Below are 16109 nucleotides of genomic sequence, written 5' to 3'. Positions count from 1 at the left end.
GCTCCTTCCCCCCGTGTCTACCCTGTCCGATAGGCAACGTGGAGGGAGAGCCCATGATTCAGGTGAGAGCGCGGCATGCGCTGGTGGCAGTGCTCGGGACGTCTCTGATGATCCTGGGAGGTTGCAGTGCACACAACAAGGCAGTGCAGGACTCGTGGCTGGCCCGAGTCCCCGAGGAGAACCTCCGGGACGTGAGGCAGGCGCAGGTCGCCAGGGATCGGGCGGCGGATGCCATCACCCGGGCGGACGTGTCCATCGGTGACGCGGAACGGGCGCTCGATGTCGCTCGCCGCAATGTGGATGCGGCCAAAAACCACATGGATGCGGAAGAGGCCACGCTCGAGGCCGCGCGCGTCACGGGACAGCGGGCCTCGATTGATCAAGCCCAGGGCCAATTCCAAACCGCGGAGGCGGGGCTCGCCGCTGCCCGGGCCCACGTGGGCTGGCGCAAGCAGAACGTGGATGCATGGCGAGCCCAGAAGCAACTGCGTGAGCGGGAGCTCGAAGTCGCCAACGCCGAGCTCGCCTATTCCCGTTTCCTGGCGCTGAAACAGCACGGGGACATCCGAGTCCAGGACATCTCCGAGGCGGAGCTGCAGAAGGACATCACCAAGGCCCAGCGCAAGGCCACCGAGGCCCGCCGCGAGGCGGACGCAAAGGCTCAGCAGGCGCAGCAGGCCCGCGTGGCCTGGGAGCAGCTGCGCACGCAGGCTCGGGGCTACGGCGGCAGCGGCTGGGACCGGCGCTGACGGGCCTGGCCCTCGGAGCCGCCTGGCTCAGCGCAGGGCCTCCAGCTCCTCCAGGCGCGCGAGCACCTCGCTGGGGTGCCGCGCGTCTTGGAGTCTCGTGGCGAGGCCGTGGCTCGCCAGGCGTGCCATCTGCGCCAGACGCATGAGCCGGGCCCGGCCCCGGTCTCCGCCCACCAGGACGATGAGCACCCGCAGCGGCTGCCCGTCCGGTGTCTCGTGCCGCAGCGGTTTCGCCAGAGTCACCAGCGCGGCCAGCGGCGCCACCCCTTCAATGACTGCGTGGGGCACAGCCACCCCATTGCCCACCGAGCAGGAGGCCTCGGCCTCGCGCCGCTCCAACTCCTCGGCGAGCTGGGAGGTTCCCAACCCTGGACAGGCCGCGCAGAGCCGTCCAATGGCCATGTCCCGTGCATCCTCCATGGCGGCGCAGGACAGCTCGAGGATGATGCGCTCGGGAGCGAGCAGCGGCGCCAGGGCCGGCGCGGGATCGTCCCGGGAGGCGCCTCGCAGCGGGAACTCCTCCTCCAGGAAATCGCGGACCCGCGCGAGCTGCGAGCTGCTGAGCTGCCTCCGGGCGATGTCCAGGAAGAGCGTGCCCGCGCCGGGCACCTGTTCCAGGTAGCTGGCCACGAATGGGTTCACCCGGTGCGCCACGTCCATCAACAGCGTGGGGGGCACATCCAGCTCGCGGGCGATGGCGGTGAGCCGCTCGGGTGTCGGCACGGCGTCCAGCCCGTGCTCCACGCGGCTCAGGTACGCGCTGGATACGCCGATGCGCCGCGCCAGGTCTCTCAGGGAGAGACCTGCATCGACACGCAACAGCCGGATGGTGGCCCCCAGATGCATGTGTTCCTTCTACCTCTCGGCCTCAGGCCATCGTTCCGTTGGTGGCCCGCAGGCCCTCTTCCTCCGTGGCCGCGGCTTGTTCCACCACGGGCGCCGGGTGGCGCACCACGAGCAGCGACACAGGGGACTCCTGGATGATGCGCTCGCGGTACAGGCCCCACCGCCGGTCGTCCAGGCCCCACTCCTGGCCCGCTCCGACGATGACGAGGTCATAGCCTCGCGCGGCCTCCTGCAGCGCGGCCTCTTCGGGTGCCTCGTGCTGCACGACCTTGAAGGAGACCTGCTTCCCCGCCTCAGGGAACAATTCCTCCACCTGGGCGCTCGCCCGCTTCGGGCTTTCGGGAGAGGTGACGTGGAGCACCGTCACCTCCGCGTCCGCATTGCGCAGGAGCCGCCGCGCCAGTCCCAGCGCCGCGCGGTCGTGTGAGCTGCCCATGAAGGGCACCAGCACCCGCCGGACGTTTGACAGCCCGCGATCCACGAAGACCGCCACGGCGGAGCGCGCCTCCTGCATCACCTCGTGGACCGTGCCGCCCAACCGCGTCTGGCTGAGCAGCGGCTTGTGCCAGCCCAGGAGGATGAGGCTTGCCTGCTTGGCCTCGGCGGTGCGGCAGATGTCCGTGCCGGGATCGGTCGAGACGAAGGACAGAGGCCGCACCGCGAGGCTCAGCCGGCCAGCCCGCTCCAGCAGTGGAGCCAGCGCGGACTCGCTGGGCGGCTGCGCCTCGTGCCGCAGGTGGAACGAGGCCCGCTCCGAGGAGGGGATGAGGTGCAGCGCGTAGAGGTGCGCGGCCTCCTTGTCCACGCCCGTGAGGGCATGCGCCAGCGTCACCATCCCCGCTCCCGCGTTCCCGTGAGACACGCACATCATCAGGGTGAAGGCAGGGCTCGCCGTCGGTGGGGTGCTCTCCACCGTCGGCACCAGCCGGTCCTTCGCCATCTGCTCGAAGGGGTAGATCCAGCGCAGCAGCGGGGTGGTGAGGAACGTCGTCACCAGCGCCATCACCACCATCATCGTGAAGAGCTTGGGAGAGATGACGCCCAGGTCCAGGCCGATGTTGAGCACGATGAGCTCCATCAGGCCGCGGGTGTTCATCAGGATGCCCACCGCGCCCGCCTCGCGCCAGCGCATGCCCGTCAGCCGCGCGGCCACGGCGCTGCCGCCGAACTTGCCCAGGCAGGCCAGCAGGATGATGGCGCCGCAGGTGAGCCACGCCTCGCTCGAGTTGAGCAGGCCGATCTGCGTGCGCAGGCCGCTGTAGGCGAAGAACACGGGCAGCAGCAGCACGACGGCCACGTCCTCCAGCTTCTCCGCGAGCGACTCGGCCAGCCCGCCCTCCTTGGGGATGATGGCCCCGAGCATGAAGGCGCCGAACAGGGCGTGGATGCCGATGAACTCGGTGGCCCAGCTGGAGGCCAGCAGCAGGATGAGCGTGGCGGCCACCACGTTCTGGGTCAGCCCGTCCCGGCTCGCCACACGCGCCCCGAGCCGCGCCAGGAAGGGCCGGACCACCAGCAGCATGAAGGTGATGTAGAGCAGCGTGAAGAGCGTCGTCCACGCCGCGTGGGTGAAGTCCGAGGCCCGGACGATGGACACCACGAAGGCCAGCAGACACCAGCCCGTCACGTCATCCACCGCCGCACAGGTGATGGCGATGGCGCCCACCCGCGACTGCATCAGCCGGCGCTCGGTGAGGATGCGCGCCAGCACCGGGAAGGCGGTGATGCTCATCGCCACGCCCATGAAGAGGACGAAGGAGCTGAAGGACACCGAGGGCTCGGCCAGCGCCTTGTAGAGCCACAGCGCCGCGGCGCCAGCGCCCAGCGCGAACGGGACGACGATGCTCGTGTGGCTGATGGCGACCGAGGCGTGCCCCCGGCCCTTGAGCAGCTTGGGGTCCAGCTCCAACCCGATCAGGAACATGAAGAGGATGAGCCCCACCTGGCTCAACATCTTCAAGATGCCCATGGAACTCTGTGGGAAGAGGACCTCCATCGCTCCCGGCGCCAGCCACCCCAGCAGGGACGGCCCCAGCACGATGCCGGCGACAACCTCGGCGATGACGAGCGGCTGCCCCAGCCACCGGGCTCCGCGGCCAATCAGCCGGGAGACACCGATGATGACGATGAGCTGGAGGATGAGCAGCGTGAGCGGGCTATGCGCGAATCCTTCCATGGTGTGTGTCTCCTGGGCCCGAGGTTGATAAGGAGTCACTTATCAACCGGATCCGCGCTGCGTCAATTCACCGAGGTGGGACGATGTCCGCCGCGAACGTTGCCCGCAAGTCAGCCGAGCTCGGCCCGGCCCAGTAGAAATGACAGCATCAGCAGCACGAGCACCACGGACGTCAGCGTCACGAAGGCCCGATCGCGCTGCAGCCGGAACACGTGCAGGGACACGGCGACGCGCAGCACGGGGATGGCCATCATCACGAGCAGCCCCATCATGACGAAGGCCCGGCCGCGCGCCGTCTTCACTCCCTCCATCACGTCGCCCAGTTGGTGAGGGGTGTGCTCGGGAGCGGTGAGGCGCTGGAGCGCCTCGCCCGAGGAGAAGTAGTCCGGGTGGTGCGCGAACGTCAGCAGCATGCCCAGCGCCACCAACACCAGGCTCGAGAGGACGCCGTAGCGCAGCAGATTGCTGATGAGCAGCTCCGGGCTCGTTGTTGCCTCGGGGGGCTGCGCGACCGCGGCCTTCGAGGGATTCGTGGGCTCCATGCTCATCCCCTCCATCCTTTGCGGAGCATCTCGAAGGCCACCCACAGCAGCACCAGCACGAAGAGCCCGCGCAGCCAGCTGCTCTTGAGCTTCGAGAGGTAGCGCGAGCCGGTGAACGCACCCAGTGTCACCCCTACGCACACGGGGCCGGCGATGAAGGGGTCGATGTCGCCTCGTGCGAAGTAGACGCCCGCGCTGGCGGCGGCCGTCACTCCGATCATGAAGTTGCTGGTGGCGGTGGACACCTTGAGGGGCAGGCGCATGGCCAGGTCCATCGCCGGCACCTTGAGCGAGCCCGAGCCGATACCCAGCAGCCCGCTCACCGTCCCCGCCACGTACATGAGGCCCAGGCCCGTGATGGGGCGGCACACGCGGTACTCCACCTCGCGGTGGAGGGACTCGTCCCAGTAGCTCCCGTGCAGATGCAGCCGGTCGGCGAGTTCATTCGAGGGCGGCTCGGTGGCGGGCCCGTTGCCTCCCAGCTTCCGCAGCATGGCCACGGCTGACCAGGCCATGACCGCGCCGAAGATGACATAGAGGCTGCGCACGCCCACCACGCCCGCGAGCAGAGCGCCCGTGAGCGCTCCGGCCGTGGTGGCCAGCTCCAGGAACATGGCCACGCGAAGGTTGGCCATCCGGTCGCGCACGTACGCCGCCGCGGCGCCGCTCGAAGTGGCGATGACGGAGACGATGGAGGCCCCCACCGCGTAGTGGATGTCCACCTGGAGGAGCAGCGTCAGGATGGGGACCAGGATGATGCCGCCTCCCAGTCCGAGCAGTGAGCCCAGCAGCCCTGCTCCCAGCGAGATGCCGAGCACTTCGGCGGTGAAGGCGAAAGGAGTCATGATCAGCCTCCGAGCCATCCTTCCGCACGCACTGCTCGGGCACAATCACGGCCTGCATCGAGGGCATGGCTCGGCTGCCTGCCTGCTTCCAACCCGTGAGATGCGAGACATCTGTCCTGCTCAACGAGCGTGTGGGGTGGGGGGAGGGCTCGGACTCTGTCCGGGCTCTGCCGAGGGCCCACTGCCTCCTGTGCCTGCGGGGGCCTGGGGCAGAGGCCAGCCCTCGAAGAGGGGCCAGCCTCGATAGTAGTTCCCACGGGAGGAAGGTGACTCCGGCGAGGGCTGGGCGGGGGTGGCTCCCCGGATGTCGTTCTTCTGGCGCGCTCCGGGGGCTGCTGGGCTCTCGGGAGCGGGGTTTCGGAGCAGCACGAACACCAGGATCGCGCTCAAGAGGCTCATGAGCACGATGCCCCATGCGCGCGTGAGATCCCGGCTCGGCTCGGTGTCCTCGGCTGTCATCTCAGAAGCGCCCCTGCTTCAACACGTCGCTCTTGGAGATTGTGCCCAGCAGCCGCCGATCGGGATCGACCACAGGGAGCCGCTCGAGAGGCGTCCGCGCGAAGTGAGTGGCCACCTCGGCCAGGGAGAGGTCTGGGGTGATGGGCTGCAGGTGGCGGTCCATGACATCCGCGGCGACGGTGGCCCCCAGGAGCGAGTGGTCCGGCAGTTGTCCCTTGAGCTCGTTGAGGGCGATGAGCCCCAGGTAGCGGCCCTCCTCATCGGTGACATAGAGGTCCGTTCCCGAGGGCTGCTCCAGGAGGAGCACGACGACCTCCTGGAAGGAGGCGGACGGGGAGACTCGGTCGCGCACGGGCGTCAGCAGCGCGCGCGGGCCCTCCTGCCGCAGCCAGTCCGGCACGGTGGCGGGGATGCGCACGTTCCGGCGGTTGAGCACGGAGGTGTAGAGGGATTCGGGCTCCAGCCGACGGCTGATCACCGTGGAGAGGAAGGCGCCCAGCATCAACGGGAGGATGAGGCCGTAGTCTCCCGTCAGCTCGAAGATGATGAGCACGGCGGACACGGGAGCGTGGGTGGTGCCAGCGAGCACGGCGCCCATGCCGAGCAGGGCATAGGCGCCGCTCGGTGCGCCTCCGGGCCAGATCAGCTGCATGAGCTGTCCGAAGGCGCCGCCCAGCAAGGCTCCATAGAAGAGCGAGGGCGTGAAGAGCCCGCCTGGCACGCCGGCGCCCGCGCACAGCGAGGTGGCCAGCAGCTTGGTCAGGGGCAGCACCACCAGCAGCACGAGCGAGAGTTTCCCCAGGAGCGCCGCGTTCACCGAGTCATAACCGTTACCCAGCAGGTGCGGCAGCCAGACCGCGGCCAGTCCCACCACCGTCATGGCGCCCAGGGGCAGGAAGGGAGAGAGCTTCCGGGGGACGCGATCGAGCAGGTCCGACAGGATGTTGATGCCGCGCACGTAGAGGGCGGAGGCGCCTCCCAGGAGGACGCCCAGGAGCACGGCCAGCAGCAACTCGCGCGGGTGCGTGAGCACGTAGTGGGGGATGACGTAGCTGGGGTGGTCCGCGATGAGGATGCGCGAGACGAGCGTGGCCACCACGCAGGCCACCACGATGGGGCCGAAGAGCTCCAGGGCGAACGAGCCCAGCAGCACCTCCAGGCCGAAGAGCGCTGCGCCGATGGGCACGTTGTAGGCGGAGGCCACGCCCGCGGCGGCGCCACATGCCACCAGCAGCCGGGCCTGGCCGGGTCCCAGTCGCAGCCATCGCGCCAGGGAGGAGCCACTCGCCGCGCCCGTCTGGAGCAGTGCGCCCTCGCGGCCCAGGGGGGCGCCCAGGGCCACCGCGATGATGGAGACCAGGCCTCGCAGCAGGGCCCGGGGCAGGGGCAGACGGCCGGATTTGACCCAGATGGACTCGATGATGCCGGCGGTGCCATGGCCTCGCAGCGGCTGGCCGATGATGAGCGAGACCAGCGTCACCAGGGCTCCTGCCAGAACGGGCACCAGGAAGCGCCGCCAGGAGGGCGCGGCGATGACGCCGGGAAGGAACCCCTCGACATCACCGCCCCAGAAGAGGTGCTGGGTGAAGCGCAGCACCTTGATCAGCACCACGGCGCCGAGCCCCGAGATGAGCCCCACCAGCGCGACGAGCACCCAGAAGCGGCGCTCGGCCCGGACGAGCTCGCGCAGGAATCTTCGGAGCCGCGAGTAGAAGCCTGTCAGGGGCTCCAACCCGGGAGCGGGTCGCGAGAGTGTTGCCACGTCCTCCAATCTAGGGAGTGGAAGCGGCCCGTGCCGGCTCCCGCTTCCTTCCCTGCTCGCTGGGTGTCCAGGGTGACAGGTTCGAGTCATTCGCAGCAGGCTGCCAACACCTGAGTGCATCCGTGCCTTGCCGCTCATGGCTGGACGGTGCTAGCGAAAAGCCCTCCTTATGCCCCTCTCTCGCTTCCTGTCCGTGTCGACCGTCTCGCTCCTCCTGCTCGCTGGCTGCGACAAGCCAGGAAAGGACTCAGGCACGAAGCCCGCATCCGGCTCGTCGGAGTCCGCCGCGAAGGGCACTCCGGTGGTGACGTTCGATGGGGGCGCCGTCACCATCGAGCAGTTGCAGGGCTACATCGCGCAGATGAACCCGGCGGCGCGCACCCGCATCGAGTCCCTGGACCAGCGCCGCGAGTACGCCCAGGGCCTGGCGCGCTTCGAGCTCTTCGTCACCGAGGCGCGGAAGCGGGGGCTGGAGAACGACCCGGAGGTGCAGGAGGCGATGAAGCGCGCCATGGTGCAGCAACTGCTCTTCAAGGAGTTCGACGAGAAGGCGCCGCCCATTCCTCCCGAGGAGCTCTCCTCCTACTACGAGTCGCACAAGGCCGAGTTCGTCCAGCCGGCGCGCGCGCGCTACTCGCACCTGCTGGTGCCCGCGCCCAAGGGGAGTCCCGATCGGGCGGCGAAGAAGAAGCTGGCGCAGGCGCTGCGGGAGAAGGCGAGCAAGCTCCAGTCGCTGGACTTCGACTCCTTCGACGCGTTGATCACCGAGGCCTCGGGCAACCCGGCCGCGAAGCCCGCCGAGGCGGATACCCACCTGGTCAGTCCCGAGGAGCTGAAGGCCCGGCTGGGAGAGCCGGTGGCGGCCGCCGCGAGCGCGCTGAAGCAGCCGGGAGACCTCTCTCCGGTGGTGGAGTCCGACAGCGGCTTCCACCTGATCAAGCTCACGGACTTGCGGCCGGCGAAGAATCAGCCCCTGGACGCGGTCAGCTCCATGCTGAAGGCGCGGATGGCTCGTGAGCGGAGGGACGCGCGCGTGGCGAAGTTCACCGAGGAGCTCCAGGAGCGTGCCCACTTCAAGACGGACGAGGCCGCGCTGCAGAAGCTCCAGGTGGATCTCCAGGCGCCGCAGGCGGCCTCCTCGGGCCCGGTGCCTGGGTTCCTGCCGACCCCTGCGGCGACGAAGTGACTCAACCCGGCGTGTCCTTTTCAGCCGGCCCGCACGTTGCGTACAGTGATTGCCTCCGGTGATGGATCACCGGGGAGGGGCTGCCCCGCGGCATCCAGGTCGGGCGGTGGCGCTCTATTTCCTCATCCTAGAGAGGTTCTCTTTGACTGCTCGCTGAGTGGAGGCTCGTGCCGTGGCTGAAGGCAGATCGGCAGCGGGGTGCGTGGTGCTGTTGCAGCGCTTCGTCTCGCTCCAGGCGGAGCTGGTGAAGGCCTGGCTGCACTTCCACCCGGAGGCGCTGGATCCATGGGCCTACCGGCGGCTGCCGCGCCATGGGGAGATCTTCGTCCGCGGGGAGAGCTGGCACTTCCACCGTCACGGGGTGGGAGTGGACTTCCAGGGTCAGGAGTCCCGGCGGATGGTGGATGTGCACCGAGCGGTGGGAGAGCCGCAGACGTTCGATGCCTGGCGGCTCATGCTGTACTTCGAGTCGCTGAACGTGAGCAGCGTCCGGGTGGGGGCCCGGGACTTCCCCACGGATGACGAGCGCTCGTTGGAGCAGTGGTTGCTGGAGCTGGAGACGCTGGGCCTGGTCGTGAGGGATCGCGTGGATGTCCGGCTGTGGAAGCTGGCTCCCACGAACTGACTTCCGTCTGACACCTCGCGGCGCTTCGCCACAGCGCAGGCCTGGCAGCCGTCCGGCCTTCCTTCATCGGGCCGCGCGTCCGATTCGGCTACTATCGGTCTCGAATCAGGGACCGGATCGAAGGCGGCAGCCATGCACGGGGAGGGCTGTGGATGAGCGGGGACGAGCCAGGGGAGAAGGAGCACCCGGGCCAGAATCATGAGGCGTCCACTCCTCACGTCGGCTCGCCCGCTTCTCCGGCCCCTGATGGAGGGCCCACCACCTTGCCCTATGAGGTGGAGCCCGAGAATGCTCCGCCCGTCATCCCCGAGCCCGGGTTCATGTTGCTGGGGCGCTATACGGTGCTCGGCACGCTGGGCCAGGGCAGCATGGGGGTGGTGTTGAGCGTGTATGACGCGCGGCTGGATCGGCGCGTGGCGTTCAAGCTCATGCGTCCCTGGAGTGGCCGGGAGAGCCGCCGTCACGAGGAGCAGGCCCGCTTCGTGCGCGAGGCGCAGGCCATGGCCCGGCTGAACCACCCGAACGTGGTCGCGGTGTACGACTCGGGTACCCTGGACGACGGCGCGCTCTTCATCGCCATGGAGTACGTGGAGGGGCAGACGCTGCGCCGCTGGCAGAAGGGCCGTCCGTGGCGCGAGGTGCTGGCGCAATACCTGGCCGCGGGGCAGGGGTTGGCGGCGGCCCATGAGGCCGGCCTCATCCACCATGACTTCAAGCCCGACAACGTGCTGGTGGGGAACGACGGGCGCGCGCGTGTGACGGACTTCGGCCTGGTCTGGCTCGAGTCTTCCCCGGAGGAAGAGGCGCTCCCCCTGCCGGAGGCGATTCCTCTCCCGCGTCCTACCGCGTCCCTTGCCCGGCTGACCCACCGCTCGAGCCTGTGGATGGGAACGCCGAGCTACATGGCGGACGAGCAGTTCCGAGGCCGGCGCGGAGACGCACGCAGCGATCTATACGCCTTCTGCGTGGCGCTCTACGAGGGTGTCCACGGCCAGATGCCTTTTCGCGGAAACACCGTGGCGGAGCTGCGTGAAGCCCAACGCGCCGGGAGGATCGAGCCGCCGGAGAACACGCAGGTCCCCACGAGGGTGACACGCACGCTCCTTCACGGGCTGCACAGCGACCCGGCGAAGCGCCCGTCCTCCATGAAGGAGCTGCTGAGGGCGTTGGCCGATGATCCGGAGGCTCGGAGGCGGGCGAAGCGCTCGCGCTGGGCCGTGGTGGGACTGGTGGCGGCCGCCTCGGGGCTGGCGCTCTGGGCGTGGGCTCACCCTCGGGAGCAGGAGTGTGACCGCATGGCGCTGCGATTGAGCGGCGTCTGGGACGAGACGGTCAAGGGCCGGGTGGAGCAGGGACTGCTCGCCACCGGAGTGCCCTACGCGCGGGCCACCGCGGAGCGGGTGTTGCAGCGTCTGGACTCCTATGCCGGAGCCTGGGTGAAGCAGCGCGTGGCGCTGTGCGTGAGCGCGACGCAGGAGGCTCACCTGGAGACGGCGGAGTTGCTGCTGTTGGAGGAGGGGTGCCTGGAGCGCAGGCGCAGCCAGTTGCGCGCGCTCACCACGCTGCTCTCCCAGAGTCCGGACACGCAACTGCTGAGCAGGGCCGTCGAGGCCGTGCAGGCCCTGCCTTCGCTGGAGTACTGCGGGGATGCCAAGGCGCTCACCGCGGCCATTCCGCCTCCAGAGGACCCCGTGCAGCGCGCGAAGGTGGAGGCGCTCCAGGAGCAGGTGGATTCCCTCCAGGCCCTCCAGGACGCCGGCCGCGTCAAGCAGGGGCTCGCGATGGTGGAGGTGCTGCTGCCCCAGGTGAAGGCGGCAGGCGACGCTCCGTTGCTGGCCCGCACCCTGTTCATCCTCGCCTGGCTCAAGGACTCCGCGGGGGATTACCGGAGCGCCGCGGAGATCCTCCGCGACGTCATGGCAGTTGCTGCCCGAGGGAAGGACTCGCTCATGCTGGCGCGGGCCTCGAGTTCCCTGGCCTGGATGACGAGCAATCACCTGATGCGCCCTCAGGATGCGATGACCATGGTGCCCATCACCGAGAGCATCGCGGAGCTGGCGGGTGATGATCGGATTCGTGGCTTCGCCGCCAACACCCTGGGGACCATCTTCTCCGCGTTGCGGCGGCCGGAGCAGGCGCGGCAGGCCTATGAGCGCGCCTTGGAGCTGAGGCAGAAGGTGCTGGGCCCCGAACATGGGGAGGTTGCCTCCACGCTCAACAATCTCGGCATCCTGTTCCAGCGCATGGGCAAGCTGGATGAGGCGCTCGACGCCCACACCCGGGTGCTGGCGTTGAGGAGGAAGGCGCTGGGCCCCGAGCACCCTCGGGTAGCGGAGTCCCTGAGTTCCCTGGGCAGCGTCTACAAGGAGCTGGGGCGGTTCGACGAGGCGCTCGAGTCCTGCACCCAGGCGCTGGAACTGAACCAGAAGGTCCTGGGCCCCGAGCACCCCCAGGTGGCGGAAGCACTGCATTGCCGCGGGGACGTCCTGCAGAGCATGGGCAGGCTCGAGGAGGCGCTCGAGGAGCACACGCGCGGGCGAGCCGTCCGGGAGAAAGTGCTGGGCTTCGAGCACCCCGCCCTGGCCGAGTCGATCAGCGAGCAGGGCCATGTCCTTCAGGACATGGGGAGGTTCGATGAAGCGCTCGCGGCGCACACCCGCGTGCTGGACTTGAGACAGCGATTGGGGGGGCCCGACGACCCGAGCGTCGCCGATGCGCTCAATGATCAGGGAGATGCCTTGAGGGGACTCCACCGCGATGCCGAGGCGCGGGAGAAGTACGCGCGTGCCCTGGCCCTGCAGGACAAGGTGCTGACGCCCGCGGATCCCTGGCGAGTGGGCCCTTTGCTGGGGATGGGCCGGGTCTTGCTGGCTCAGGGCCGTCCCGCCGAGGCTCTGCCTTTCCTCGAGAAAGCGCTGGAGCTGGCCCCGATGGCGGAGAGGCCTCGGGTTCAGTTCGCGCTGGCCCAGGCGCTCTGGGAGACCCACGGGGACAGGTCTCGCGCCATCGGGCTGGTCACGCAAGCCTGGGAGTATTGGCGCCGCGTGGGCCGGGCCACGGAGGCGGAGCAGGCGTCCTCGTGGCTGAAGCAGCACGGCCCTTCGCAGCCCTCACCGAAAGGTCCGCTCTGAGGCTCGAGTCGCGCGACGCATCCCATCACGCCTGCGGCAGTGCGCAGGTGTGCAGATCGCGCAGCACCTTTCGGGCCTCCACCACCAACGCCTGGCCCTTGGTGCCCTCTTGGATCTTGGCGATGAGCTTCATGTCCGGAGTGAGCCGGTAGACACCCTTGGAGCGCTGCACCAGCGCAGCCACCTTGGGTCCGTCCAGCAGCGCGTCCGCGCCCAGCGTCACCACCAGCCGCCCGGCTCCGGACTCCAACGCTCGGAGCCGCAGGTCCCGCATGTCGATCTTCAGCAGCGTCAGCTCCGAGAGGTTGTCCACCTCGTCGGGTGCCTCGCCGTAGCGATCCACCAACTCGGCGCGCAGGTCCGTCACCTCGTCCGGATGGCTCGCCTGGGCGAAGCGCTTGTAGAAGACGAGCCGCTGGTGCACGTCCGGCACGTAGTCGTCCGGGATGAGCGCCGCCAGGGGCAGGGTGATCTCCGGTTCGATCTGCGTGCTCGGAGGTTGGCCCTGCAGCTCCGCCACGGCCTCCTCCAACAGCTGCGCATACATGTCGAAGCCGATCTCCGCGATGGCTCCGGACTGCTTCTCGCCCAGCAGGTTGCCCGCGCCGCGGATCTCCAGGTCGTGGCTGGCGATGGAGAAGCCCGCGCCCAGCTCGGTGAAGTTCTGCAGCACCTCCAGGCGCCGCTGCGCATCCCGGGTGATGTTCCGCCGCGCGGGCACCAGCAGGTATGCGTACGCACGCTCCTTGGATCGGCCCACGCGCCCGCGCAACTGGTAGAGCTGTGCCAGGCCAAATGCATCCGCCCGGTTCACGATCATCGTGTTGGCGCTGGAGATGTCGATGCCGCTCTCGATGATCGAGGTGCACAGGAGCACCTGGTACTTCTTCTCGGTGAACTCCAGCATCACCTTCTCGAGCTGCCCCTCGCCCATCTGCCCGTGCGCCACGCCGATGGTGACGTTCGGCACCTGCTCCTTCAGGAAGCGCTCCATCGAGGCGATGGACTGCACCCGGTTGTGCACGAAGAACACCTGTCCGCCGCGGGCCACCTCTCGCTCGATGGCTTCCTTGATGACGGGCGGGTCGAACTTCATCACGAACGTACGGATGGCGCGCCGGTCCTGCGGCGGCGTGGCGATGATGCTCATGTCCCGCACGCCCGACATGGACATGTGCAACGTGCGGGGAATGGGCGTGGCCGTCAGCGTGAGCACGTCCACCTGCGTGCGCAGCCGCTTGATCTGTTCCTTCTGCTTCACCCCGAAGCGCTGCTCCTCGTCCACCACGAGCAGGCCCAGCTCCTTGAAGGCCACGTCCCCGGCCAGCAGCTTGTGCGTGCCGATGAGGATGTCGACCCGGCCCTCCTTGGCGCGCTTGAGGATCTCCCGCACCTCGGGCGGCTTCTTCAGCCCGGAGATCACCTCCACGGTGACGGGATAGTCCTTGAAGCGCTTCTTGAAGGACAGGAAGTGCTGCTGCGCCAGCACCGTCGTGGGCACCAGCACCGCCACCTGCTTGCGGTCCAGCGTGGCCTTGAAGGCGGCGCGCATCGCCACCTCCGTCTTGCCGTAGCCCACGTCGCCGCAGACCAGCCGGTCCATCGGCTCCGGCTTCTGCATGTCCGCCAGCACGTCATCGATGGCCTTGGCCTGGTCCGGCGTCTCCTCGAACTCGAAGTCCGCCTCGAACTGGCGGAAGTAGCGGTCCGGCGCGGAGAACGCGTGGCCCGGGTGAGCCTTGCGCGCGGCGGCGATCTGCAAGAGCTCCGCCGCCATCTTGAGCAGCTGCTCCTTGACGCGCTTCTTCGTCTTCTCCCAGCTCGCCGTGCCCAGCTTGTCCAGCTGGACCTTCGTCGGATCCCCGCCCGTGAACTTCTGGATGAGCCGCATGCGGCTCACCGGCAGGTAGATCTTGTCCCGGCCCGCGTACTCCAGCACCAGGAAGTCACCCGGCACGTTCTGCACCTGCATCTTCGTCAGGCCCGCATAGCGACCAATGCCAAAGTCCGAGTGGACGATGAGGTCGCCTTCCTTGAGGTCCCCGAAGCCCGCGCCAAAGGCATCCAGCTTCTTGGAGCGCCGCACGCGGCGCCGGGCTCGCACGCCGAAGATCTCCTCGTCCGCGAGCAGGGCGAAGCCGCCCGTGCCATCCACGAAGCCGTGGCTCACCTCGCTGGGGTAGAGGTGGGCGTGGACGGAGGGCTCGTAGAGCTTGCTCACGTCCGCGATGGGCTCCTCGTGGATGCGCACCATCACGCCGCGGTCCAGCAACAGCCGCTTGAGCCGGTCCGCCTGGCTCAGTGTTCCGCACGCCACGGCGCACGCCACCCGCATGTCCCGCCAGCGTTGTAGCCGCTCCACCAGCGGTGTGAGCGCGCCCTCCTCGCCGTGGTGCGCCAGGATGGCCTCACGAAGATCCTGCGTGCCGCCGAACGAGAACATCACCGGCGGCTGCTCGGTCGGGGTCAGCGCCAGCCCGCCCCCTTCCAGCACACGCACCCCGGCCAGCTGCGCATCCGCCTGCGCTCGCGTGAGGAAGTGCTCCGGCGGTGGGAAGGTGAGATCCTGCCGTTCGTCCGCGGCCTGGAAGGAGCGCTCCAGCTCCGCCCACAGATCGCTGGCGGCGCGGTCCAGACCCACCGGGTCATCCAGGTAGAAGAGCAGGTCCTTCGCCCACAGACGCAGATAGTCGAAGAGGGTGCCCAACCCTCCCTCGAAGAAGCCGGGCAGCAGGCCCTCGAGGCCGAAGCCCGGCATGCCCTCGCGCAGCGCGTCGAGCCGCTCGCGCAGCTTGATGGTGGGCATGTTGATGCGGTCGGCCACGGAGCGTGCGGCGGCCTCGGCTCGCGGGCGCGTCTGCTCGGTGAGCATCGCCTCCCGCGCGGGCACCAGGTACACCTCCTTGAGCGAGTCCACCGTGCGCTGGTTGTCCGGATCGAACACGCGGATGGACTCGATGGTGTCGCCGAAGAACTCGAGCCGGACGGGGCGCTCGTAGAGCGGACTGAAGACATCCAGGATGCCGCCGCGCACCGAGAACGTCCCCGGATCCTCCACCAGCGGGCTGGACTGGTAGCCCATGGCGGCGAGCTTGCGCGCCAGCGAGTCCCGATCGAAGTCCTGGCCCACGGTGATGAGCGCCGACAGCGTGCTCATCATCGGAGGTGGTATCACCTTGCGCAGCAGCGCCCGCAGGGAGATGACCAGGGCGGGGAACCGCGTACCCTGGCCCAGGTGGAACAGGGCGCCCAGCCGCTCACTGACAGCGGTGGGTTCCGGCGACAACTCGTCGTAGGGCAGCACCTCGTCCGCGGGCAGGCGCAGCACGCGCGGCTCCAGGGGCGTACCCTTGCCCCCCAGGAAGAAGGCCAGGTCCGAGGCCAGGGCGTCGGCTGCCTCCTCGTCCACCGCCACGCAGACGAGCGGCACCTTCAGGCTGCGCGCGAGGCGGGCGAGCACATAGCCCCGGGCCGCGCCCTGGATGCCCTGGGTACGCACGCGGCGTCCAGGCTGGAGGCGCTCCAACACGTGAGCGAAGGGATCTCCCACCAAGGGAGGTGCACCGCGCAGCGCTTCCGCGCCGAGTCTCTGACCGAAGGGAGTATCCATCGTGGCTGAGGCTCCGCGTATAAGAGCCAGCCCCGGGCCGGTCAACGAAGACAAGGCCCTGGGCATGACGTCCACCAACGATCGGCAGCCCCTTTTTGTCCGACAGACACCATCGCCCGGTAACTCGCCGGGCAGGGTGGTTTCCTGGCGGAAGGGCAGCAGCGTTAGGCTCACGGGA

At 68.8% G+C, this 16109-nt stretch carries 10 protein-coding genes; 4 read left to right on the top strand and 6 right to left on the bottom strand.

The window, feature by feature from the left end; all coding sequences use genetic code 11:
• The first annotated feature begins 53 nt into the window (after nt 1–53).
• A complete protein-coding gene (locus KY501_RS20395; RefSeq protein ID WP_224364878.1) occupies nt 54–749 on the top strand; it encodes a hypothetical protein in 696 nt (231 codons plus the stop codon).
• Nucleotides 750–776: 27 nt separating this feature from the next.
• Here KY501_RS20395 and KY501_RS20390 read toward each other — a convergent pair whose 3' ends face one another.
• From KY501_RS20390 to KY501_RS20370, 5 genes are all read right to left on the bottom strand, one after another.
• On the bottom strand, nt 777–1595 hold the full coding sequence (locus tag KY501_RS20390) for a helix-turn-helix domain-containing protein (RefSeq protein ID WP_224364877.1): 819 nt from the start codon (nt 1593–1595) through the stop codon (nt 777–779).
• Nucleotides 1596–1617: 22 nt separating this feature from the next.
• On the bottom strand, nt 1618–3771 hold the full coding sequence (locus KY501_RS20385) for a cation:proton antiporter domain-containing protein (RefSeq protein WP_224364876.1): 2154 nt from the start codon (nt 3769–3771) through the stop codon (nt 1618–1620).
• 110 nt (nt 3772–3881) lie between these two features.
• Complete coding sequence (locus KY501_RS20380; RefSeq protein ID WP_224364875.1) at nt 3882–4319, bottom strand: DUF1634 domain-containing protein; 438 nt, start codon at nt 4317–4319, stop codon at nt 3882–3884.
• Nucleotides 4316–5158, bottom strand: a complete 843-nt coding sequence (locus KY501_RS20375; protein ID WP_224364874.1) for a sulfite exporter TauE/SafE family protein — start codon at nt 5156–5158, stop codon at nt 4316–4318. Before KY501_RS20375 ends, KY501_RS20380 begins: the two co-directional genes overlap by 4 nt.
• 460 nt (nt 5159–5618) lie before the next feature.
• On the bottom strand, nt 5619–7349 hold the full coding sequence (locus KY501_RS20370; RefSeq protein WP_373691627.1) for a chloride channel protein: 1731 nt from the start codon (nt 7347–7349) through the stop codon (nt 5619–5621).
• A 199-nt stretch (nt 7350–7548) separates the two neighbouring features.
• Here KY501_RS20370 and KY501_RS20365 point away from each other — a divergent pair, with 199 nt between their 5' ends.
• The 3 genes from KY501_RS20365 (at nt 7549) to KY501_RS20355 (ending at nt 12321) form a co-directional block, all read left to right on the top strand.
• Nucleotides 7549–8565: a peptidylprolyl isomerase gene (locus tag KY501_RS20365; RefSeq protein WP_224364873.1), complete on the top strand. Its 1017-nt coding sequence runs from the start codon at nt 7549–7551 to the stop codon at nt 8563–8565.
• Between the two features lie 172 nt (nt 8566–8737).
• A complete protein-coding gene (locus KY501_RS20360) occupies nt 8738–9190 on the top strand; it encodes a DUF6896 domain-containing protein (protein WP_224364872.1) in 453 nt (150 codons plus the stop codon).
• A 152-nt stretch (nt 9191–9342) separates the two neighbouring features.
• Nucleotides 9343–12321 (top strand): serine/threonine-protein kinase, encoded by a 2979-nt coding sequence (locus tag KY501_RS20355; protein ID WP_224364871.1) that lies wholly within the window; start codon nt 9343–9345, stop codon nt 12319–12321.
• 25 nt (nt 12322–12346) lie between these two features.
• Here KY501_RS20355 and mfd read toward each other — a convergent pair whose 3' ends face one another.
• Complete coding sequence (mfd, locus tag KY501_RS20350) at nt 12347–15931, bottom strand: transcription-repair coupling factor (RefSeq protein ID WP_224364870.1); 3585 nt, start codon at nt 15929–15931, stop codon at nt 12347–12349.
• Nucleotides 15932–16109 lie beyond the last annotated feature (178 nt).

The organism is Hyalangium versicolor, assembly GCF_020103695.1.
GTDB classification, from domain to species: Bacteria; Myxococcota; Myxococcia; order Myxococcales; family Myxococcaceae; genus Hyalangium; species Hyalangium versicolor.
Note: the sequence above shows the minus strand (reverse complement) of the source record. Positions and strands in the feature narration are given on the sequence as shown.